Annotated in this window: 17 protein-coding genes; 8 read left to right on the top strand and 9 right to left on the bottom strand. The window is 75.4% G+C overall.

The window, feature by feature from the left end:
- Nucleotides 1–87 precede the first annotated feature (87 nt).
- A complete protein-coding gene (hrpA, locus tag TEK04_RS00845; RefSeq protein WP_336402393.1) occupies nt 88–4,020 on the top strand; it encodes an ATP-dependent RNA helicase HrpA in 3,933 nt (1,310 codons plus the stop codon).
- 67 nt (nt 4,021–4,087) lie between these two features.
- Nucleotides 4,088–4,252: a hypothetical protein gene (locus TEK04_RS00840; protein ID WP_336402392.1), complete on the top strand. Its 165-nt coding sequence runs from the start codon at nt 4,088–4,090 to the stop codon at nt 4,250–4,252.
- A 3-nt stretch (nt 4,253–4,255) separates the two neighbouring features.
- On the opposite strand, the gene TEK04_RS00835 is transcribed toward TEK04_RS00840, so the two are convergent.
- Nucleotides 4,256–5,464 carry an MFS transporter gene (locus tag TEK04_RS00835; RefSeq protein WP_336402391.1) on the bottom strand — a complete coding sequence of 403 codons (1,209 nt, stop codon included), beginning with the start codon at nt 5,462–5,464 and terminating at the stop codon, nt 4,256–4,258.
- Nucleotides 5,465–5,621: 157 nt separating this feature from the next.
- Between TEK04_RS00835 and TEK04_RS00830 the strand changes: the two genes are divergently transcribed.
- Genes TEK04_RS00830 through TEK04_RS00820 form a run of 3 tightly spaced genes read left to right on the top strand, consistent with a single transcriptional unit; the run spans nt 5,622 to nt 9,276 of the window.
- A complete protein-coding gene (locus TEK04_RS00830) occupies nt 5,622–7,910 on the top strand; it encodes a xanthine dehydrogenase family protein molybdopterin-binding subunit (RefSeq protein WP_336402390.1) in 2,289 nt (762 codons plus the stop codon).
- A complete protein-coding gene (locus tag TEK04_RS00825; RefSeq protein WP_336402389.1) occupies nt 7,910–8,416 on the top strand; it encodes a (2Fe-2S)-binding protein in 507 nt (168 codons plus the stop codon). Before TEK04_RS00830 ends, TEK04_RS00825 begins: the two co-directional genes overlap by 1 nt.
- Nucleotides 8,413–9,276 carry an FAD binding domain-containing protein gene (locus TEK04_RS00820; RefSeq protein ID WP_336402388.1) on the top strand — a complete coding sequence of 288 codons (864 nt, stop codon included), beginning with the start codon at nt 8,413–8,415 and terminating at the stop codon, nt 9,274–9,276. Before TEK04_RS00825 ends, TEK04_RS00820 begins: the two co-directional genes overlap by 4 nt.
- Nucleotides 9,277–9,359: 83 nt before the next feature.
- Here the strand turns inward: TEK04_RS00820 and TEK04_RS00815 are convergent, their stop codons facing one another.
- The 7 genes from TEK04_RS00815 to TEK04_RS00785 all read right to left on the bottom strand — a co-directional run bounded on the left by TEK04_RS00815 (nt 9,360) and on the right by TEK04_RS00785 (nt 16,330).
- Nucleotides 9,360–10,634: a sulfate adenylyltransferase subunit 1 gene (locus tag TEK04_RS00815; RefSeq protein WP_336402387.1), complete on the bottom strand. Its 1,275-nt coding sequence runs from the start codon at nt 10,632–10,634 to the stop codon at nt 9,360–9,362.
- Nucleotides 10,634–11,548 carry a sulfate adenylyltransferase subunit CysD gene (cysD, locus tag TEK04_RS00810; protein ID WP_336402386.1) on the bottom strand — a complete coding sequence of 305 codons (915 nt, stop codon included), beginning with the start codon at nt 11,546–11,548 and terminating at the stop codon, nt 10,634–10,636. Before cysD ends, TEK04_RS00815 begins: the two co-directional genes overlap by 1 nt.
- Nucleotides 11,549–11,634: 86 nt before the next feature.
- The gene (locus tag TEK04_RS00805; protein WP_336402385.1) at nt 11,635–12,429 is read right to left on the bottom strand and encodes an inositol monophosphatase family protein; all 795 of its coding nucleotides are present in this window, start codon (nt 12,427–12,429) and stop codon (nt 11,635–11,637) included.
- Nucleotides 12,426–13,145: a PaaI family thioesterase gene (locus TEK04_RS00800; RefSeq protein ID WP_336402384.1), complete on the bottom strand. Its 720-nt coding sequence runs from the start codon at nt 13,143–13,145 to the stop codon at nt 12,426–12,428. The genes TEK04_RS00805 and TEK04_RS00800 overlap by 4 nt, the downstream gene beginning before the upstream one ends.
- A gap of 23 nt (nt 13,146–13,168) precedes the next feature.
- A complete protein-coding gene (locus tag TEK04_RS00795; RefSeq protein WP_336402383.1) occupies nt 13,169–14,605 on the bottom strand; it encodes a sensor histidine kinase in 1,437 nt (478 codons plus the stop codon).
- A 110-nt stretch (nt 14,606–14,715) separates the two neighbouring features.
- The gene (locus TEK04_RS00790; protein WP_336402382.1) at nt 14,716–15,438 is read right to left on the bottom strand and encodes a response regulator transcription factor; all 723 of its coding nucleotides are present in this window, start codon (nt 15,436–15,438) and stop codon (nt 14,716–14,718) included.
- A gap of 109 nt (nt 15,439–15,547) precedes the next feature.
- Nucleotides 15,548–16,330 (bottom strand): siderophore-interacting protein, encoded by a 783-nt coding sequence (locus TEK04_RS00785; RefSeq protein ID WP_336402381.1) that lies wholly within the window; start codon nt 16,328–16,330, stop codon nt 15,548–15,550.
- Nucleotides 16,331–16,714: 384 nt separating this feature from the next.
- Here TEK04_RS00785 and TEK04_RS00780 point away from each other — a divergent pair, with 384 nt between their 5' ends.
- The gene (locus TEK04_RS00780; protein WP_336402380.1) at nt 16,715–16,924 is read left to right on the top strand and encodes a hypervirulence associated TUDOR domain-containing protein; all 210 of its coding nucleotides are present in this window, start codon (nt 16,715–16,717) and stop codon (nt 16,922–16,924) included.
- Nucleotides 16,921–17,340, top strand: a complete 420-nt coding sequence (locus TEK04_RS00775; protein WP_336402379.1) for a DUF2795 domain-containing protein — start codon at nt 16,921–16,923, stop codon at nt 17,338–17,340. Before TEK04_RS00780 ends, TEK04_RS00775 begins: the two co-directional genes overlap by 4 nt.
- 16 nt (nt 17,341–17,356) lie before the next feature.
- Here TEK04_RS00775 and TEK04_RS00770 read toward each other — a convergent pair whose 3' ends face one another.
- Nucleotides 17,357–18,067 (bottom strand): hypothetical protein, encoded by a 711-nt coding sequence (locus tag TEK04_RS00770; protein ID WP_336402378.1) that lies wholly within the window; start codon nt 18,065–18,067, stop codon nt 17,357–17,359.
- 1,123 nt (nt 18,068–19,190) lie between these two features.
- Here TEK04_RS00770 and TEK04_RS00765 point away from each other — a divergent pair.
- Nucleotides 19,191–20,519 (top strand): LytR C-terminal domain-containing protein, encoded by a 1,329-nt coding sequence (locus TEK04_RS00765; protein WP_336402377.1) that lies wholly within the window; start codon nt 19,191–19,193, stop codon nt 20,517–20,519.
- The last annotated feature ends 77 nt before the right edge of the window (nt 20,520–20,596 follow it).

The raw sequence follows: 20,596 nt of genomic DNA, 5'->3' as shown, positions 1-20,596 counted from the left end.
TTGCAGCGTGCATGTTGATGTGATGTGGGCAACTGGTTGCCCGCTGCACCGCCAACCGGGTGGCGCAGGGGTGGGAAACTGGAGCGTGTGAGCGCCGAGACCGACGACCTGCGGTCCCGCCTGCCCGCGCTGACCCTCGACGACGAGCACCGCCTCCGCCGGCGGCTGGACCAGCTGCGCGGCGTCCGCGACCCGGCTGCGCGGGCCCGGAAGCTCGAGCAGGTCGCCGCCGACGTCGTCCGCGCCGAGGCGCGCATCGCCGCCCGTGCCGCCGCCGTCCCCACGGTGTCCTACCCCGAGCAGCTGCCGGTCAGCGGACGGCGCGACGACATCGCCGCGGCGATCCGCGACCACCAGGTCGTCGTGGTGGCCGGCGAGACCGGCTCGGGCAAGACCACCCAGCTGCCCAAGATCCTGCTCGAGCTCGGCCGGGGCGTGCGCGGCCGCATCGGGCACACCCAGCCCCGCCGCATCGCCGCCCGCACGGTCGCCGAGCGCATCGCCGAGGAGCTGGGCTCGCCGCTGGGCGAGGTGGTCGGCTACAAGGTGCGCTTCACCGACCAGGTCAGCGACACCAGCCTGGTCAAGCTGATGACCGACGGCGTGCTGCTGGCCGAGGTGCAGCGCGACCGGCTGCTGCGCCAGTACGACACGATCGTGGTCGACGAGGCGCACGAGCGGTCGCTGAACATCGACTTCCTGCTCGGCTACCTGGCCCAGCTGCTGCCCCGCCGTCCCGACCTCAAGGTCGTCATCACCTCGGCGACCATCGACGTCGACCGGATCGCCAAGCACTTCGGAGACGCGCCGGTGGTGGAGGTCAGCGGCCGCACCTACCCGGTCGAGGTGCGCTACCGGCCGGTCGTGGACCCCGACGACCCGGACGCCGACCCCGACCGCGACCAGGTGACGGCGATCGTGGACGCCTGCCGCGAGCTGGTGGCCGAGGGGCCGGGCGACGTCCTGGTGTTCCTGGCCGGCGAGCGGGACATCCGCGACACCGCCGACGCGCTCGGTGACGCCGCCCTGCAGGCGGAGGTGCTGCCGCTCTACTCGCGCCTGTCGGCGGCCGACCAGCACAAGGTCTTCCAACCGCACACCGGCCGCCGCATCGTGCTGGCCACCAACGTGGCCGAGACGTCGCTGACGGTGCCCGGCATCCGCTACGTCGTCGACCCCGGCACCGCGCGGATCAGCCGGTACAGCGCGCGCACCAAGGTGCAGCGGCTGCCCATCGAGGACATCAGCCAGGCCTCGGCCCGGCAGCGCTCGGGCCGCTGCGGCCGGACGTCGGACGGCATCGCGATCCGGCTCTACAGCGAGGAGGACTTCGAGAGCCGCCCGGAGTTCACCGACCCCGAGATCCTGCGGACGTCGCTGGCGTCGGTGCTGCTGCAGATGGCGTCGCTGGGGCTGGGTGCGGTGGAGGACTTCCCGTTCCTCGACCCGCCCGACCGGCGCGCGGTCGCCGACGGGTACGCCCTGCTCGACGAGCTGGGCGCACTGGCCGAGGGCCGGTTGACCGAGGTCGGGCGGGCGCTGGCCGCGCTGCCCCTGGACCCCCGGCTGGCCCGCATGGTGGTGGAGGCCGACCGGCGTGGGGTGCTGGAGGAGGTGCTGGTCATCGCCGCCGGGCTGACCGTGCAGGACGTGCGCGAGCGCCCCGCCGACGCGCAGGCCGCCGCCGACCAGCTGCACGCCCGGTTCGCCGCCGAGGACTCCGACTTCACCTCGATCCTCAACCTCTGGCGCTACCTGGGCGAGCGCCAGGCCGAGCTGAGCGGCAACCAGTTCCGCCGCACGGTCAAGCGCGAGTTCCTGCACTGGCTGCGGATCCGGGAGTGGCAGGACCTGCACGGCCAGCTCCGCAGCACGGCCCGCCGGCTCGGGATGCAGACCGGTGCGCTGGCCACCGAACCCGACGAGCGGGGTGTGCACGCCGCGCTGCTGTCGGGGCTGCTATCCCAGGTCGGCCTGCAGCAGGAGCTCGGCAAGGACGCCTCGCCCGGCGACAAGCGGCGCGGCTCGCGGGAGTACCTGGGCGCCCGCGGCGCGAAGTTCGTCATCGCGCCCGGGTCGGTGCTGACGAGGAAGCCGCCGCGGTGGGTGGTCGCCGGCGAGCTGGTGGAGACCAGTCGGCTGTTCGCCCGCACCGTGGCCCGGGTCGACCCCGAGACCATCGAGCGGCTGGCCGACCACCTGGTGAAGCGGCAGTACTCCGAGCCGCGGTGGGACGCCAAGCGCGGCTCGGTCGTCGCCACCGAGCGGGTCACCCTCTACGGCATCCCGCTGGTGGTGGGCCGGCGCGTGCAGTACGGCTCGATCGACCCGGTGGTCAGCCGCGAGCTGTTCATCCGGCACGCCCTGGTCGAGGGCGAGTGGCACACCAACCACCGGTTCTGGGCGCACAACCAGGCGGTGCTGGCCCAGGTCGCCGAGCTCGAGGAGCGGGCCCGGCGCCGCGACCTGCGGGTCGACGACGAGACGGTGTTCGAGCTCTACGACGCCCGCATCGGCGCCGAGGTCGTCTCGACCCGGCACTTCGACACCTGGTGGAAGCAGGCCCGGCGCCGCGACCCGCACCTGCTGGACTTCACCCCCGAGATGGTCACCGACGCCGCCGTCGCCGAGGAGGTGCGCGCCGGCGACTTCCCCGACGAGGTCCACCTGACGCAGGGCCTGGTGCTGCCGCTGTCCTACGCCTTCGACCCCGGCGCCGAGGACGACGGCGTGACCGTCGACGTCCCGCTGGGCGTGCTGGACACCGTGGCCGCCGAGACGTCGGGCGCCTCGCTGGCCTGGACGGTGCCCGGCCAGCGCGAAGAGCTGGTCACGGCGCTGCTGCGCGGGCTGCCCAAGCAGCTGCGCCGCGGCCTGGTGCCGATCCCTGACCGGGTGCGCGAGGTGCTGCCGCACATCGACCCCACCGAGCCGCTGCTGCCGGCGCTGGAGCGGGAGGTCCGGCGGGCCGTCGCGGTGCAGATCCCGCCCGACGCCTGGGTGCCGTCGTCGGTGCCCGACCACCTGCGGGCCACCTTCCGGGTGCTCGACGACCGGGCGAGACCGCTGGCCACCGGCAAGGACCTCGATGCGCTGCGCGCGCAGGTGGCGGGGGAGTCGCGACGGTCGCTGGCGAAGGCCTCGGCCGACGTCTCGCGCACCGGCCTGACGTCGTGGACCCTCGGCACGCTGCCGGAGACGGTGCAGGTCGACCGGCAGGGCCACCTGGTCACGGCCTACCCCGCGCTGGTCGACGAGGGCGCCACGGTCGGCGTCCGGGTGGTGCCGACCGCGGCCGAGGCGTCGCGGCTGACCTGGCTGGGCGCCCGCCGCCTGCTGCTGCTCGCCGTCGGCTCGCCCGCCACCAAGGTGGTCAAGTCGCTGCAGCCCCGCAGCCGGCTGGCCCTGCAGTTCAACCCGGACGGCGAGATCCCCGACCTGGTCGCCGACTGCGTGGACGCCGCCGCCGACGAGCTGGTGGCCCAGCACGGCGGCCCCCCGCGCACGCAGGAGGCCTTCGACGCGCTGGTGGAGGCGTCGCGCACCCAGCTGCACACGCTGACCGCGGAGACCGTGCGCCGGGTGGAGGCCGTGCTCACCCAGGCCCGCGAGACCGCCATCGCGATCGGCGCGGCGCCGGGGCGGGGGGTGCCCGCGGCAGCGGTGGCCGACCTGCGGGCGCAGATGACCGGGCTGCTGCACCGCGGGTTCGTCGCCGCGACCGGCCGCAAGCGGTTGCCCGACGTCGTCCGGTACCTGAAGGGGATGGCGGTGCGGCTGGAGAAGCTGCCCGCCAACGCGGCCCGTGACGCGCTGTGGCAGGCCCAGGTCGAGGCCGTGTGGGCGGAGTACCTGGAGGTGCGCGGCCGGGTGCCCGCGGTGGGTGGCCCGGACGACCCGGTGGGGCGGATCCGCTGGATGGTCGAGGAGCTGCGGGTGAGCCTGTTCGCGCAGGCGGTCGGCACCCCCCGCCCGGTCAGCGAGCAGCGGATCCACAAGGCGATCGACGCCCTCGGCTGATGCGGGTTTGCCGCGTGGCGGTGACGGGGACCGTCGATGAGGACCGTCCACCGACGAAGGGCCCACGATGAGCAAGCACAGCGCCGAGACGCACACCGCCGGCGAGGGGGTCAGCGACCGCGAGATGGTCGAGACCGTGGCCTCGCAGACCGACAGCGCCTCGGAGAACGCGCAGAACGCCGGCAAGGACTGGGACGGCGACGCCTCCCAGACGCCCGACCCGACGGAGTAGGGCTCAGGCCCGCGCCGCCGCCTCGGGCAGGACGACGTCGCGGGCCGCCCCCCACCCGGCCCAGACCATGGGCACGAGCAGCGCGACCAGCAGACCGACCGACCAGGACCAGCCGCCGGTCGCGTCGTGCAGCGCCCCCAGCAGGACCGGCCCGGTCGCCGCCACCAGGTACCCCAGGCACTGCGCCACCCCGCCCAGCCGCGCGGCGGTGAGCGGCGTCGCGCTGCGCAGCACCACCAGGGTGAGGCCGAGCGCGAACCCCCCGCCCTGCGCCAGCCCGAACACCGACACCCACAGCGTGGTGGCCGTGGTGGGCGCGAGCAGCAGGCCGCCCAGCCCGACCAGGTAGCAGCCCACCGCCGCGGCCACCAGCGACCGCTGCCCGTGCCCGCGCTGCTGCAGCCGGCCGGCCAGCGTCGGGCCCAGGAACGCCCCCACGGCCCCGGTCGCCGTGACCACGGCGAGCTGTACCCCGCCCTGGGCCCGGGTCAGCCCGGCGTCGGCCAGCAGCGTGGGCAGCCAGGCCGACAACCCGTAGAACTGGATGCTCTGCATCCCCAGGAACACGGTGGCCTTGCGGGCGGTCGCGTGCCGCAGCAGCCCCCACGACCCACCGGGCGCGGCGACGGCCCCGCGCGCGAGCCGACCGGTGCCGGCGACGGGCAGCCACACGGCGAGGGCCACCACCGCGAGCGCGCCCCACAGCGCCAGCGCGCCTCGCCAGTCCAGCCCGAGTGCCGCACCCAGGGGCAGCGTGAGGCCCGCTGCCAGCGCCGCGCCGACGTTGAGGGCCGCCGAGTACCCGCCCATCGGCAACCCGGGGTCGATGAACTCGCGCTTCACGTAGGCCGGCACGAGCACGTTGGCCACCGCGATGGCCGCGCCGGCGACCAGGGTGCCGCTGAACAGCGCGGCCACCGGGTGCAGCAGGCGCACCGCCGTCCCGGCCGCCAGCAGCACCAACGAGACGGCGACGGCGGTCTCCAGGCCCATCCGGCGGGCCAGCCGCGGCGCGAGCGGGGCGAACGCCCCGAAGCACAGGACGGGCAGCGACGTCAGCAGGCCGGCCAGCGCGCTCGAGAGCCCGGTGTCGGCCCGCAGGTCGCCCAGCACGGGTGCCACGCCGACCAGGGCCGGCCGCTGGTTGAGGGCCACGACCACCACCGCGACCATCACCAGCAGGGCGGCGCCCCGGGCGCGCGGCGTCCCCATGCGGTCAGCAGACCACGGTGCGCGAGCCCGGCTGGCACCGGGTGTCGCTCAGCGGAAGTCAGGGTGTCGCCGCTCACATGCGGCATGCGAGAGTGACGCCGAGCACCCCGCCCGGCGGGGCGCGTTCTACCCGTCGTCCAGCTACGGAAGCGAGCGCATGAGCATCCTCGGCACCCGGGTCGTCCGCACGGAGGACCCCCTCTTCCTCACCCGTGGGGCGGTCTACACCGACGACCTCACCGACCCCCGGCTGGCCGGTGCCCTGCACGCGACCTTCGTCCGGTCCACCGTCGCCCACGGCACGGTCACCGAGGTCGACGCCTCCGCGGCCCGCGAGGCACCGGGCGTCGTGGCCGTCTACACCGCCGAGGACCTCGGCGACCTGCAGCCGGTCCCGCCGCCGCTGCCCTTCCTCGACGCCGGCTTCTCCCGCCCCTGGCTGGTGCCCGTCGGCGGCCGCGTGCACTTCGTCGGTGACCTGCTCGCCGTCGTCCTCACCGAGGAGCGCTACCAGGGCGAGGACGCCGCCGAGATGGTCGTCGTCGACATCGACCCGCTGCCCGCCGTGGTGGGCACCGCGGCCGCCGCCACCGACGAGACCGTGCTGTTCCCCGCGGTCGGCACCAACAAGGTGGCCGCGTTCGGCGAGCCCGCCCCCGAGGACTTCTTCGCCGACTGCGAGGTCGTGGTGACCCGGGCCATCGCCAACCAGCGCGTGGCCGCGGCCCCGCTGGAGACCCGCGCGGCCTCGGCGGCCTGGGGCGAGGACGGCCGGGTGACCATCTGGTGCACCAACCAGGGCGCGCAGCAGGCGCAGGGCCAGATCGCCGGCTGGTTGGGCCTGGACCCGACGCTGGTGCACCTGGTCACCCCCGACGTCGGCGGCGGCTTCGGCGCCAAGATCGGCGCCGACCAGGAGTACGCCTTCGTCGCGTGGCTGGCCCAGCAGGCCGGTCGGCCCGTCCGCTGGACCGAGAGCCGCTCGGAGAACATGACCGGCATGCTCCAGGGCCGCGCCCAGGACCAGGTCATCACCATCGGCGGCGACCGCGACGGCACCGTCAAGGCCTACAGCCTGGTGGTGAACCAGGACTGCGGTGCCTACCCGCGCATCGGCACCGTGCTGCCCACGCTGACGATGCTCATGGCCGCCGCGGTCTACGACATCCCCAAGGTGCACGCGCAGGCCACCTGCTACGCCACGAACGGAACCTCGATCGGCGCCTACCGCGGCGCCGGCCGGCCCGAGGCCACCGCCGCCGCCGAGCGCGCGATGGACCTCTTCGCCGCCGAGATCGGCATGGACCCCGCCGACGTGCGGCGCAAGAACTTCATCGCCCCGTTCACCGAGCCCTTCACCACCGCGTCGGGGGCCACCTACGACAGCGGCGACTACGCCGCGGCGCTGGACCGGGTGCTCGAGGCGGCCGGCTACGCCGACCTGCGCGCCGAGCAGGCCCGCCGCCGCGAGCGCGGCGACGTCCGCCAGCTCGGCATCGGCGTCTCGGCCTACGTCGAGATCACCGGTGCCGACTCCGGCCACGGGACGTCGGAGAACGCCCAGCTCGAGGTCCACCCCGACGGGACGGCGACCGTGCTCACCGGCACCTCGCCGCACGGCCAGGGCCACGCCACCACCTGGGCGATGCTGGCCAGCGAGCAGCTGGGCATCCCGGTCGAGAAGATCACCGTGCTGCACGGCGACACCGACCGCATCCCCGACGGCGGCGGCACCATGGGCTCCCGCTCGCTGCAGCAGGGTGGCGCCGCCGTGCACCAGGCCGCCGTCGAGCTGGTCGAGGTGGCCCGCAAGCGCGCCGCCGAGCTGCTCGAGGCCAACCCCGACGACCTCGAGGTCGACCTCGCCAACGCGGGCCTGTCGGTCAAGGGCACGCCCGGCACGGGCATCACCTGGGCCCAGCTGGCCGCCGACGAGCAGCTGATCGTGCAGACCACCTTCACCGCCGCTGCGCCGACGTTCCCCTTCGGGGCGCACGTGGCCGTGGTCGAGACCGACGTCGAGTCCGGCAAGGCCGTGGTCACGCGGCTGATCACGGTCGACGACGCCGGCACGATCATCAACCCGCTGCTGGCCGAGGGGCAGCGGCACGGCGGCATCGCGCAGGGGGTCGGGCAGGCGCTGCTGGAGGAGATCCTCTACGACGACGACGGCAACCCGCAGACCTCGACCTTCGCCGACTACCCGTTCGTCTCGGCCACCGAGCTGCCCAGCTTCGAGCTGGTCGAGATGGCCACGCCCACCCCGATGAACCCGCTCGGGGCCAAGGGGATCGGCGAGGCCGGCACCATCGGCTCCACCCCGGCGGTGCAGTCCGCCGTCGTCGACTCCGTCGCCCACCTGGGCGTGCGGCACGTCGACATGCCCGCCACCTCCATGCGCGTCTGGCGCGCGATCCGCGAAGCCCAGAAGGGGAGCACCAACTGATGCAGGTCTCGATGACCGTCAACGGGCAGCAGCGGACCGACGAGGTCGAGCCGCGCACGCTGCTGGCGCACCACCTGCGCGACAACCTGGGGCTCACCGCCACCAACATCGGCTGCGACTCGACCTCCTGCGGTGCCTGCACCGTCATCGTCGACGGGCTCACCGTGAAGAGCTGCACGGTGCTGGCGCTGCAGGCCGAGGGCGCGGAGGTCACCACCCTGGAGGGGCTGGCCGGTCCCGACGGCGAGCTGCACCCGGTGCAGGCCGCCTTCCGCGCCGAGCACGGCCTGCAGTGCGGGTTCTGCACCTCGGGCATGGTGATGGCCGCCGTCGGCGTCCTGGCGGACAACCCGAACCCGACCGACCGCGAGGTGCGCGAGGGGCTGGAGGGCAACCTCTGCCGGTGCACCGGCTACCACAACATCGTGCGCGCGGTGCTCACGGCCGCGGAGTCCGGCCCGGCCGCGGGCCGGGTCCCCACGTCGAAGCAGGAGGTCAGCGCGTGATCCCGGCGCCGTTCGACTACGTGCGGGTGTCCACCGTCGACGAGGCGGTGGCCGCCCTGGCCGAGCACGGCGAGGACGCCAAGATCCTGGCCGGCGGGCACTCGCTGCTGCCGATCATGAAGCTGCGGCTGGCCGTGCCCTCGGTGCTCATCGACATCTCCGGTGTCGAGGAGCTCTCCTACGTCCGGGTCGAGGGCGACGAGGTCGCCATCGGTGCCGCGACCCGGCACCACGAGCTGGAGAAGTCCGAGGTCGCGCAGTCCGAGGTGCCGCTGCTGCCGCACGTGGCGTCCCGGGTCGGCGACCCGCAGGTGCGGCACAAGGGCACGCTCGGCGGCACCGTCGCGCACTGTGACCCGGCGTCGGACCTGCCCACCGCGCTGCTGGCGCTCGGTGCGACCGTGGTGGTGCAGGGTCCCTCGGGTCGGCGCTCCATCCCGATCACCGAGTTCTTCCTCGGGTTCTTCGAGACCGCCATGGAGGAGGGTGAGCTCGTCGTCGAGCTGCGGGTGCCGCGCACCGGGTCCGGTGGCTGGGGCTACGAGAAGTTCACCCGCCGCGAGAACGACTGGCCGATCGTCGCCGCCGCCGCGGTGCACCTGCCCGACGGCTCCGTGGGGGTGGCGCTGGCGAACATGGGCGGCGTCGTCCTGAAGGCCTCGGCCGTCGAGGCGGCCCTCGCCGAGGGGAAGAGCATCGAGGACGCCGCCGAGCTGGCCGCCGAGGGCACCTCGCCCTCGAGCGACATGCACGCCGACGCCGAGTACCGCTCCCACCTCGCCCGCTTGCTCACGAAGCGCGCCCTGAAGGTCGCCTCCGGCGAGACCGGGGCCAGCACCGCGGAGTCCACGGCGGCCTGACGGCTCCACCCGCGCGAACGCCCCTTGGTCCGTGCCAGAGCACGGAGCAAGGGGCGTTCGCGCGGGTCAACCCTCGGTATGGCTCACAGCATGCCGGCGCCGACGGTGGCGTTGGTGGCCTCGTCGACCAGGATGAAGCGGCCCGTGGCCCGGTTGCTGGCGTAGTCGTCGACGAACAGCGGTTGGGTGGTGCGCAGGGTGACCCGGCCGATGTCGTTGAGGCCCAGCTCGCCGGCCTCGACGTCGTGGTCGAGGGTGTTCACGTCGAGCCGGTGGTGCACCGACCTCACCACGGCCCGCACCGAGCGGGTGGTGTGCTTGAGCACGAGCTTGCGGCGGTCGCGCAGCGGCTCGTCGGTCATCCAGCAGACGACGGCCTCGAGGTCCTGGGTGACGGTGGGGGCGGTGTCGGCGGCGCAGAGCAGGTCACCGCGGGAGACGTCGACGTCGTCGGCCAGCCGCACGGTCACCGCCATCGGGGGGAACGCCCGCTCGACCGGCCCGGAGGGTGAGTCGATGCCGGCGACGGTCGTCGTCCGGCCGGAGGGGAGCACCAGGACGGCGTCACCGACGTGCAGCACCCCGCTGGCCACGGTGCCGGCGTAGCCGCGGTAGTCGCGGTGGGCCTCGGACTGCGGCCGGATCACGTACTGCACGGGGAAGCGCAGGTCGGTGTGGTTGACGTCGCTGGCCACCTCGACGTGCTCGAGGTGGTGCAGCAGCGACGGGCCGTCGTACCAGGGCATGTTCTGCGAGGCGGTCACCACGTTGTCCCCGGCCAGCGCCGAGATCGGGACGACGGTGACCTCCGGGACGTCCAGCCGCGCGGCGAAGGCTGTGAACTCGTCGCGGATCGCGGTGAAGACGCCCTCGGACCAGCCGACGAGGTCCATCTTGTTGACCGCGACGACCAGGTGCGGCACCCGCAGCAGCGAGGCCAGGAACGCGTGCCGGCGCGACTGCTCGAGCATGCCCTTGCGGGCGTCGACCAGCACGATCGCGAGGTCGGCGGTGGAGGCGCCGGTGACCATGTTGCGGGTGTACTGCACGTGCCCGGGGGTGTCGGCCAGCACGAAGGTGCGCCGCGGGGTGGTGAAGTACCGGTAGGCGACGTCGATGGTGATGCCCTGCTCGCGCTCGGCTCGCAGGCCGTCGGTGAGCAACGACAGGTCGACGTGGTCACCGCGGCTGGCTCGGGCGATGGCCTCGTACTGGTCCTCGAACACGGCCTTCGAGTCGTAGAGCAGCCGGCCGATCAGGGTGGACTTGCCGTCGTCCACCGACCCGGCGGTGGCGATGCGGAGCATGTCCTTGCGGGCGCCGGCGATCTCCACGGCGGCGGCCTCGAGCGTGCTCATCAGAAGTAGCCCTCCTTCTTGCGGTCCTCCATCGCGGCGTCGCTGACCTTGTCGTCGCCGCGGGTGGCGCCGCGCTCGGTCAGCCGGGTCACCGCGATCTCGGCGATGACCTCCTCGACCGTCGTCGCGGTCGAGCGCACCGCGGCGGTCAGGTTGGCGTCGCCGACGGTGCGGTAGCGCACCGACTCGCGGAGCACGGTCTCGCCGGGCTTGGGAGTGATGAACTCGTTGACCGCGTAGAGCATGCCGCCCCGGTCGACGACGTCGCGCTCGCTGGCGAGGTAGAGCGACGGGATCGCGATCTGCTCCTGGGCGATGTAGGACCAGATGTCGAGCTCGGTCCAGTTCGACAGCGGGAACACCCGGATCGACTCGCCCAGGTGGATGCGGCCGTTGTACAGGTCCCACAGCTCGGGCCGCTGGTTCTTCGGGTCCCACTGGCCGAATTCGTCGCGGAAGCTGAACACCCGCTCCTTGGCGCGGGCCTTGTCCTCGTCGCGCCGCGCCCCGCCGAACAGCGCGGTGAACCGGTGCTGCTCGACCGCGTCGAGCAGCACCGGGGTCTGGATGCGGTTGCGCGACCCGTTGGGCTCCTCGCGCACGGTGCCGGCGGCGATGGCGTCGGGCACCGAGGCGACCACCAGCTCGACGCCCAGCTCGGCCACCCGGCGGTCGCGGAAGGCGAGCACCTCGGGGAAGTTCAGCCCGGTGTCGACGTGCAGGACCGGGAACGGGATGCGGGCCGGCGCGAACGCCTTGCGGGCCAGCTCCAGCATGACGATGGAGTCCTTGCCGCCGCTGAACAGCAGCACCGGGCGCTCGAGCTCGGCGGCCACCTCGCGCAGCACGTGCACGGACTCGGCCTCGAGCATCTGCAGCTGGGTCAGGTGCAGGTCGGCGACGGTGGTGCTCACGCGCGGGTGCTCCGTTGTGCTCGGGGACGGCGGCCTGTTCCCCCCAACCGCATCGACGTGGTGGGGATTCCGGCGACCAGTCTCCGTCATGCCTCCCGACGCGCCGCAGCCAGGACCCGGTCGGCCAGCTCGGGACGGCAGACCACCAGGTCGGGCAGCCACGGGTCGGGTGCGTTGTAGACCAGCGGCGACCCGTCCAGCCGCGACGTCCACAACCCCGCCGCGCGGGCGACGGCGACCGGCGCGGCGGAGTCCCACTGGTACATCCCGCCCGCGTGCACGTAGGCGTCGGCCTCGCTGCGCACCACGGCGAGCACCTTGTAGCCGGCCGACCCGAGCGGCACCAGGTCCGCACCCAGCGCCGTGGCCACGGCTCGGGCCACCTCGGGGGGCCGCGACCGGGACACCGCCACCCGCAGCGGGCCCGCGGGCCGGGGTGGGACGACCGGCGCGGGGGCGGTGGTGAGCACCTCGTCGAGCGCGGGCAGCCCCACGGCGGCCGCCGTCAGGTCGCCTGCTGCGTCACCGGGTGCAGCGCCGGGTGCAGCGCCGGACCCGCTCCCCGGTCCCGGCCGCCGCTCCCACAGCGCGACGTGCACCGCCCAGTCGTGCCGGTCGCCGGCGCGGTACTCCTTCGTGCCGTCGAGCGGGTCCACGATCCACACCCGGTCGGCACCCAGCCGGACCGGGTCGTCGGCGGCCTCCTCGCTGAGCACGGCGTCGTCGGGGCGGTGCTCGGCCAGCAGCGCGGCGACGGCGCGCTGGGCGGCCGCGTCCCCGGCGTCGCCGAGCGCACCGCCGGCGAGGTCGCCCCCGCGCAGCGGGAGCAGGACGTCGGCCGCGGCCCGGGCGGCGGCCGCGGCGAGCTCGACGTCGTTCACAGGGCCGTGCCGTCGGTGGCGCCGTGGCCGGGCGCGGGGGAGCCGTCGGCGGTGGTGAGTGCACCGAAGTACAGCTCGAGCAGCTCCGGGCGGGGCGAGACGAACACGGCCTCGCCGCTCACCAGCTCCCGGTCGGGCTCGGCGGCCAGCGCGATGCCCCCGGTGACGACGGTCTTGCGGCCCGAGGTCTCGGTGATGCGCGCGGTGAGCACCAGCGGGGTCTGCAGCGGCACCGCACCGTGGTACGTGAGGACGAGGTGCGCGGTCATGCCCCACCGCCCGGCCAGGAACGCCGCGCTGCCCAGCAGCTGGTCCATGAGCAGCGCGCTCACCCCGCCGTGGCAGTGCGCGGGCGGCCCCTCGTGCCGCAACCCCAGCACGGTCTCGCCGACCACGGTGTCGCCCTCGCGCCGGAACTGCACCGGCGGCGCGAACCCGTTGCCCACCCCGGTCACCGGGGAGTAGGTGCGCCGGAAGGTCGGCAGGTCGTCCAGGGCCGAGAGGGTGTGCCGGCCGCGGGTGGCGGCCGCCAGCCGGGCGGTCAGCCCGCGCACCCCGGCCGCCACGGCGGCCTGCTCGCCGGCGGGCACGGTGGTGGTCACGGTGGTCTCGAGCAGGTCGCGGACGGCGGCGCCCAGCTCGGTGACCGCGGCCTGCAGGTCGGGGTCGGGGTCGGGTGCGGCGGGGTGCTCGGCCCACGGGGACGTCGTCGTCACCCCGCGAGTCTCACACCCGGCGGTCAGCCCTGACCGGCCGGACCCGACCGGGGCAGCCGGACGGCGAAGGTGGCGCCCTGGCCGGGGGCGGTGCGCAGCGTCGTCGTCCCGCCGTGCGCGGCCACCAGCGAGGACACGATGGACAGCCCCAGGCCGCTGCCGCCGGCGTCGCGCGTGCGCGAGGCGTCGGCCCGGTAGAACCGCTCGAAGACCCGCGCGGCGTCCTCCGGGGCCAGGCCCGGCCCTTCGTCGGCGACCTCCACGACGACGGCGTCGGGGTCGCCGGGCTCCTCGGACAGCCGCACGGTCACCGGGGTGCCGGGCGGGGTGTGGGTCAGCGCGTTGGTGACCAGGTTGGCGACGACCTGGCGCAACCGGCCCTCGTCGCCCAGCACGACCGGGACGTCGGTGAGGGACTCGGCCAGCTCCAGCCGCACCGGCCGGTCGGGCTGCACGGCCCGGGCGTCGTGGACGGCGTCGCCGGCGACCTCGCCCAGGTCGACGGGGAGCGCGGCGACGGGCCGGTGCTGGTCGAGCCGGGCCAGCTGCAGCAGGTCCTCGACCAGGGCGCCCATGCGCGCGGCCTCGCCCTCGATGCGACCCATCATCCGCTGGGTCTCGGCGTCGTCGCCGCGGAAGGCGCCCTGCCGGTACAGCTCGGCGAACCCGCGGATGGAGGTGAGCGGGGTGCGCAGCTCGTGGCTGGCGTCGGCGACGAAGCGGCGCATGCGCCCCTCGCTGGCGCGGGCCTGCTCCTCGCTGGCGGCCTGCGCCTGGAAGGCACCCTCGATGCGGGCCAGCATGCCGTTGAGCGCGCGGCCGAGCCGGCCCACCTCGGTGCGCTCGTCGCCCTCCGGTACCCGGCGCGACAGATCACCGCCGGCGATCGCAGCGGCGGTGTGCTCCACCTCGACCAGTGGTCGCAGCGAGGTGCGGACCAGCACGTAGCCGGCGACACCGAGCAGCACCAGCACCACGGCACCGACGACCAGCTGCACGATGATGAGGCGCGCCAGGATGCGCTGGTCGTCGGACAGATCGATGCCGACGGTGATGACCGTGGTGGCGGTCAGGCTGTTCGAGATCAGCAACCACGTGGTCGTTCCGTCTCCGGACGGAAGCGTGAAGGGTTCGTCGTCGTAGGACTGGATGGTGGACGGCGTGATCGCCGAGACGTCGGGCAGGGACCTGGCGTCGCTCCCCCCGCCCTGGACGATCGCGACGGTGGAGTCGTTCGCGCAGGCGATGAGGGTGGGGCCCGGGTAGCGGTTGCTGCTGTTGCAGAGCGCGATGGTGTCGGGGATGCGCTCGCTGAGGGATCGCACCTGCTCTTGCAGCTGAGTCTGCTGCTGTCCGACGAGGTACTGGCGCAGCTGCGAGGTGGCCACGTACCCGGTGACCGCCAGGGCCACGGCAAGGAGCACCACCAGCAGGGCCACCAGGCGCAGCCGCAGGGGCACCCGGGGGTGCGGTCCGCGCGGTGGCCGAGACGGACCGACGGGCGGGGAGGTGTCCTCCCCGCCCGTCTCGACGGTCGTGCTCGTGCCCGTGCTGCTCGGCGCGCTGATCGTCAGCTCCCGCGGGGCAGCCGGAGCGAGTAGCCGACGCCGCGCAGGGTGTGCAGCAAGCGGGGCTCGGTGGTGTCGACCTTGCGGCGCAGGTAGGAGATGTAGGACTCGACGACGTTGGCCTCGCCGTTGAAGTCGTAGTTCCACACGTGGTCGAGGATCTGCGCCTTCGACAGCACCCGACCGGGGTTGCTCATCAGGTAGCGCAGCAGCTTGAACTCGGTCGGCGACAGGCTGATCAGCTCGCCGGCCTTGAGCACCTCGTGGGACTCCTCGTCGAGCTCGATGTCGGCGAACACCAGCCGCGGGGCCTCCTCGACCTTCCGCGTGCCCTGGGTGCGGCGCAGCACCGCGCGGATGCGGGCCAGCACCTCGTCGAGGCTGAAGGGCTTGGTGACGTAGTCGTCGCCGCCGAGGGTGAGGCCCGAGACCTTGTCCTCGGCGGCGTCGCGGGCGGTGAGGAAAAGGACCGGGGTGTGGGTGCCGTTCTGGCGCAACCGCCGGACGACGCCGAACCCGTCGAGGCCGGGCATCATCACGTCGAGCACGAGCAGGTCGGGGCGGAACTGCGCGGCGGCGGCGAGGGCCTGCTGGCCGTCGGCCGCGGTGGCCACCTCGAACCCGGCGTAGCGCAGGCTGGCCGACAGCAGCTCGCGGATGTTGGGCTCGTCGTCGACCACCAGCAGGCGTGCCTCGGGCGCTCGCTGCCCCGCGCTGGCCGACATGTGTCCTCCCGGGGACCGCTCAGGCGCCGTCGTCGTCATGGGCAGAGCATGCTGGTCGGCGCTGGGTCGGGTCTGGACACTACCTGTGAGGATGCTGCGAACCCGGTGGTCAGCCCGCCGGTGACATCGCCCGACCACGCCGCCAGTAGCCGATGGCGTGGTGGCCCGACCGGCCCAGGCCCCAGCGGCTGCGCAGGTCGGCACGGATGGTGCGGACGGCGGCGGACTCCGCAGCGACCCAGGCGAAGACGTCCTCGGCGTCCGGGGGGTCGAGCGCGGTGACGGCGTCGGCCAGCGGCGAGGTGAGGCCGGGTTCGGCGGTGCCGCGGTGCAGCCAGCGGACCTCCACCCCGGCCGGGGCGGGCACGGCCTGCTCCTCGGCGGGCCCGGCCACCTCCAGCAGGGCCAGCCCGCGGGTGGCGGGGTCGGCCGCGGCCAGGATGCGCGCGATCGCCGGGATCGCCGTCTCGTCACCGGCGAGCAGCAGCCACCCCGCGGCGATCTCCTCGCGCAGGCCCAGGGGTGCGGTGCTCGCCACGCCGAGCAGGGCACCGGGCCCGGCGGCCGCGGCCCAGGCCGCCGCCGGGCCGTCGCCGTGCAGCACGAAGTCGACGTCCAGCTCCCCGGTGGCGGGGTCCTGCCGGCGGGCGGTGTAGCTGCGCAGGCTGATGCCGTGGCTGCCCTGGGGCCACACGATGCGCCCGTCGCGGGCGACGTCGGGCCAGCGCGGTGCGGGGTCGCCGACGCGCGGCACCAGCAGCGCGAGCGTGGGCTCGGCGGCGGCCACCACCTCGGGCGCGCCCTGCAGGGTGACCCGGCGGACCGCGGGGGTGACCGCCCGGGCCGACACGACGGTGAGGAGGTCGACGGGGCGGGAGGGGGGCGCGGTCACGGCCGCCAAGCCTAAAGACCGGGGGAGGCCCGGGCCCGGTCACCGGGCGGGCGTTCCGGGGCAGGCGTACCGGGACGGGCGGACCGGGACGGGGACGCCGGTCTGTGCGCGGGCCGACCCGGCCGGTCCCGGGGGAGGGGACGACCGGGTCGGCGATCGCGGGGCCGGGCTCACCGAGGGTGAGGGGCGCGACGCCGGTACCTGCCCCGACGGCCGCCCTGCCGACCTGGTGACCACGCTACGTGTGCACCGAGGTCGCCGGGAGTGGTTCGGCCACCGACCTCACCCGGGCGGGTGACACCGCCGCTTCCGCAGGTCCGCGCCGCGGGAGGTGTGCGGGCGCAGCGTGGTGGGCAGGCTCGGGGTCCGACCCGAGGAGGACCGATGAGCGACGACCTGAAGAAGGGTGACGACGTCACCTGGAAGACCCACGGCACCGAGACCGAGGGCACCGTCACCCGCAAGATCACCGATGACACGAAGGCTGCCGGGCGCACCGTGAAGGCCAGCGACGACGACCCCCAGTACGAGGTGGAGAGCGACAAGTCGGGCAAGAAGGCCGTGCACAAGCCCGACGCCCTGGAGAAGCAGTGACCACCCCGGGCGACGGCCGGCAGGAGACCGGGACACACGGTGCCCGCGTCGACGACGTGCTGGCTGCCGAGACCGAGGGCATCACGCGCTCGGGCCGCGAGGGGCGGGCCCACGAGTCGCGCGAGGTGCAGCCCAGCGGTGAGGACCAGCCCGACGTCGACCTCGCCCCGGACAGCACGCTGACCGGGGGCACGCCGGTCGGCATCGACGCAGCGACCGTCCAGCTGCGGACGGAGCTGGCCCGCTGGCTGGACCGCGCCGACTTCCCCTCGACCGGGGCCGACCTGGTGGAGGCCGCCCGCGACCACCGGGCCCCCGACGCCGTGGCCGACGAACTGGCTCGCCTGCCGGCGGGGGAGAGCTACCGCACCGTCGGCGAGGTCGTGCGCGCCCTCGGGCACGGGACCGAGGGCTGAGCCCCGGGCAGCGCCGTCACCCGCGGCGCTGCTCGGCCTCCTCCTCGGCGATCTCCTCCGCCCCGCGGCGGCGGAACAGCTTCGATCCGGGGAACCCCTTGGCCAGCTCGCGGAGGTCCTGCACGGTGTCCAGCAGGGCGTGCACGTCGGGGGCGAGGTGGTCGAGCGAGGCAAGCACCGGCAGCACGTCGTCGTCGAGGTGGTCCACCAGCGCGGGCAAGCGGTCGACCAGCCGCACGAGCGCCTCGACCTCGGCCGGGTCGAGGTCGTCGGCGAAGCGCTGCAGCAGCGGGGCGAGCTGCGTCAGCGCCGGCTCGTAGGCCGCGACCAACGGCGAGGTGCGCTCGAGCAGCCCACCCGCCCCGGCGACCAGCTCGTCGGCGCGTGCCCGGGTCCCCCGGGCCTCGCCGACCACCGCGTCGGCGGCCCGGCGGGTGCCCTCCACCGCCGAGATGGCGGTGTCGGCCGCGGCGCGGGTGCTCTCGACGCCGCGGATCGCGACGTCGGCCCGGGCCCGGGCGCCGTCGACGGCGGCGACGGCGTCCTCGGCCCGGTCGACCACGGCCTCGACCCGGGCCAGCAGGACCGAAACCCGGTCCAGCAGCAGCTCGACCTGCCCCACGGCGGTGACCACCCGCGGCACCAGGGCCAGCGACTCGGTGACCAGGTCGCGCAGGCCCTCGGCCGCGGCGAACAGGTCGGCGGGGGCCGGCAGCGGGAGCTTCACGCGGGGTGACGCTACGCAGCGGCGACCCCGGGCGCGACGGGACCGGAGGTCGACGTGGTGCCGTGTCGACGAGGCGACCGCGCGGCGTGGGAACCACACCGGTGTTGTTCACCCCGTATCGTGGTCGTGCCCGGACGCTGCGTGCGCACGGGGCGGGGGCAGGCGGACGCCGTCGACGGGGGGTCGACCGGCCGCGGACCACGACGACGAGGTGCGGACACCGGTGGCGGACGACGGCAGGCGCGGGGGACCCGACGGCGCTGCGGCGCCCGGCACGGCGGTGCCCGGACGCGCGCACGGCGCCACCACCGACGCGCAGCTGACCGTCGAGGCGCTGCTGGCCCGCTCGCGCGGCACCACCGCCGCGCCCGGTCGACGGCGTGCCGACCGCCGGGCCGCGGTGACCGCGCCGCCGTCCCGTCCCTGGTCCTCGGCCCCCCGGCCCAGCACGACCACCCCGCCGCCGCCCCCGCGGCCCAGTGCCCCGCCGCCGCCGTCCCGCCCGTCCGGGGACGGGGTCGTCGAGGCCGGGGAGGCCGTCGAGCCCGCCGAGCCCGTCCAGCGGCTCCCGCTGCCCCCGGCCCCGCCGGCGGCCGGTCCCTCGGCTGTCCCCCCCGCTGTCCCCCCGGCCGTCGCACCCGCTGCACCAGCACCCGCCGGCCCGGTGCCCGCTGGCCCGGCGCCCGCTGGCCCGGCGCCCGCTGGCCCGGCGCCCGGCCAGCCGTCGGGCGGCGCGGTGACCCCACCGGGGACCAGCGAGCTCCCGGCGTCGGGCATCGTCCGGGCGCCGGTCACGAGCTCCCTGCCCGCGCAGACGGGGGGGCCCCGCCCCACGCTGCCCCCGGTGCCCGGACCCCCGCCCGCATCGCTGCCCGCATCGCAGCCCGCATCGCCGCCCGCGGCCAGCCCGGGCCGTGGTGCCGGCGCCCGCTCCGGCCCCGTGCCGGCCCGCCCAGCTGCCGCCGTCCCGCGCCCGGTCCCGTCCGCTCCCCAGCCCCCGGCCGGCTCGGCGTCCGCCGCGCCGTCGGCCGGCGTCGGGTCGGCACCCACCCGGGGGGGCGCCGCCGAGCGCGGGCAGCGGCACTCCGCCCCGGTCCCGCCGTTGCCGGGTGCCGATCGAGCCATGCGGCACTCCGCGCCCGTGCCGCCGCTGCCGGGCACCCGGTCGGCCGCCCCGCTGCCGCCCATCCCCGGTCGCGACGTCCCGGTCGCCGCGCCGACCCCTCGGGCGCCGATGGGGCCGCTGGCCCGCCGGTTGGTGCGGGTGGTCGTGGTGCTGGGGGTGCTGGTCGGCCTGGTGGGCGGGTTCTACGTCGGGCTCTACTTCTACGCCGACCGGTCCATGGACCGCGTGGCCGCGCTGTCCCCGCGGGCGCCGGAGGTCCTGGCGCCGCAGCTGCAGCAGGGCTCCACCACCTGGCTCGTGGTCGGCGCCGGTGACGGCACGGTCACCCCGAGCCTCCTGCGGCTGGCCGACGGCGGGCGGACCGCCGTGCTGGTCGACGTCCCCGCCGCCGTCCAGGTGGACACCCCCGAGTGCCGGGCCGCCGACGGCGAGCTGCGGGCGCCGGTGACCGAGCCGGTGGCCGACGCACTGCGGGCGGGCGGGCCCTCGTGCCTGGTGCGTGCCGTCCAGCAGCTCACCGGGCTGCGGGTCGACCACTTCCTCTCCGTCGACCTGCCCGGGGACGGGGCGCGCGACGGTGCGGTGCCGGCCTCCTGCCCGACCGACGCCCTGCCCACCGCCGACCTGGGGCTGCTGGTCAACCCGGTGCGGGCCACCTCGGTGCTCCTCGACGCCGCCCACCGGCTGACCGTCGACGAGCGCACCTCGCTGGGTGACCTCCGGTCGTTGGAGGAGACCCTGCGCGGCCTCCCCGACGGCGGCCTGGCGCGCACCTCGCTCCCGCTCGCCCGGGTCGGCTACGTGCCCGCGGGGCAGACCGTCGCGCAGGCCCTGGTGGACGGCGCCGCGACCCGCACCCTGTTCGAGTCCCTGATCTCCACCGGCGAGCTGCCCGCCCCCGCCGAGGGGCAGACCACCCAGGAGGCCGACGACCGGTCGGCGCCGGGCGGGGCCAGCGTGGTGGTCGCCCCCGCCGAGGTCACCGTCCAGGTGCTCGACGCCACCGGTGCCACCGACCCGGCCGGCGGCCCGGGCGCCGGCGTGGCCGCGGCGCTCGCCGGCGCGGGGTTCGTCGTCCCGGGTGTGGCCCTGGAGCCGCTCCCCGCCACCACCAGCGTCGTCCGGTACGCACCCGAGGCGCTCGACCAGGCGCGCACGGTGGCCGCGGCCGTGCCCGGCGCGGTGCTCGAGCCCAGCACCGCCACCGGCGGCGGGGTCCAGCTCGTCGTCGCCTCCGCCGACCTCGCCGTCGCACCCGTCGCGGTGGGGGCCGCCGTCCCCGAGACCGCGCTGCCGGCACCCGCCCCCACCGTCACCTGCGGCTGAACGCCGAAGCCCCCGCCGACCGGGTGGTCGACGGGGGCCGGTGAGGTACTGGAACGGCCCCCTCGCAGGGACCCGCG

Source organism: Klenkia sesuvii, from assembly GCF_037083825.1.
GTDB lineage: Bacteria > Actinomycetota > Actinomycetes > Mycobacteriales > Geodermatophilaceae > Klenkia > Klenkia sesuvii.
Note: the sequence above shows the minus strand (reverse complement) of the source record. Positions and strands in the feature narration are given on the sequence as shown.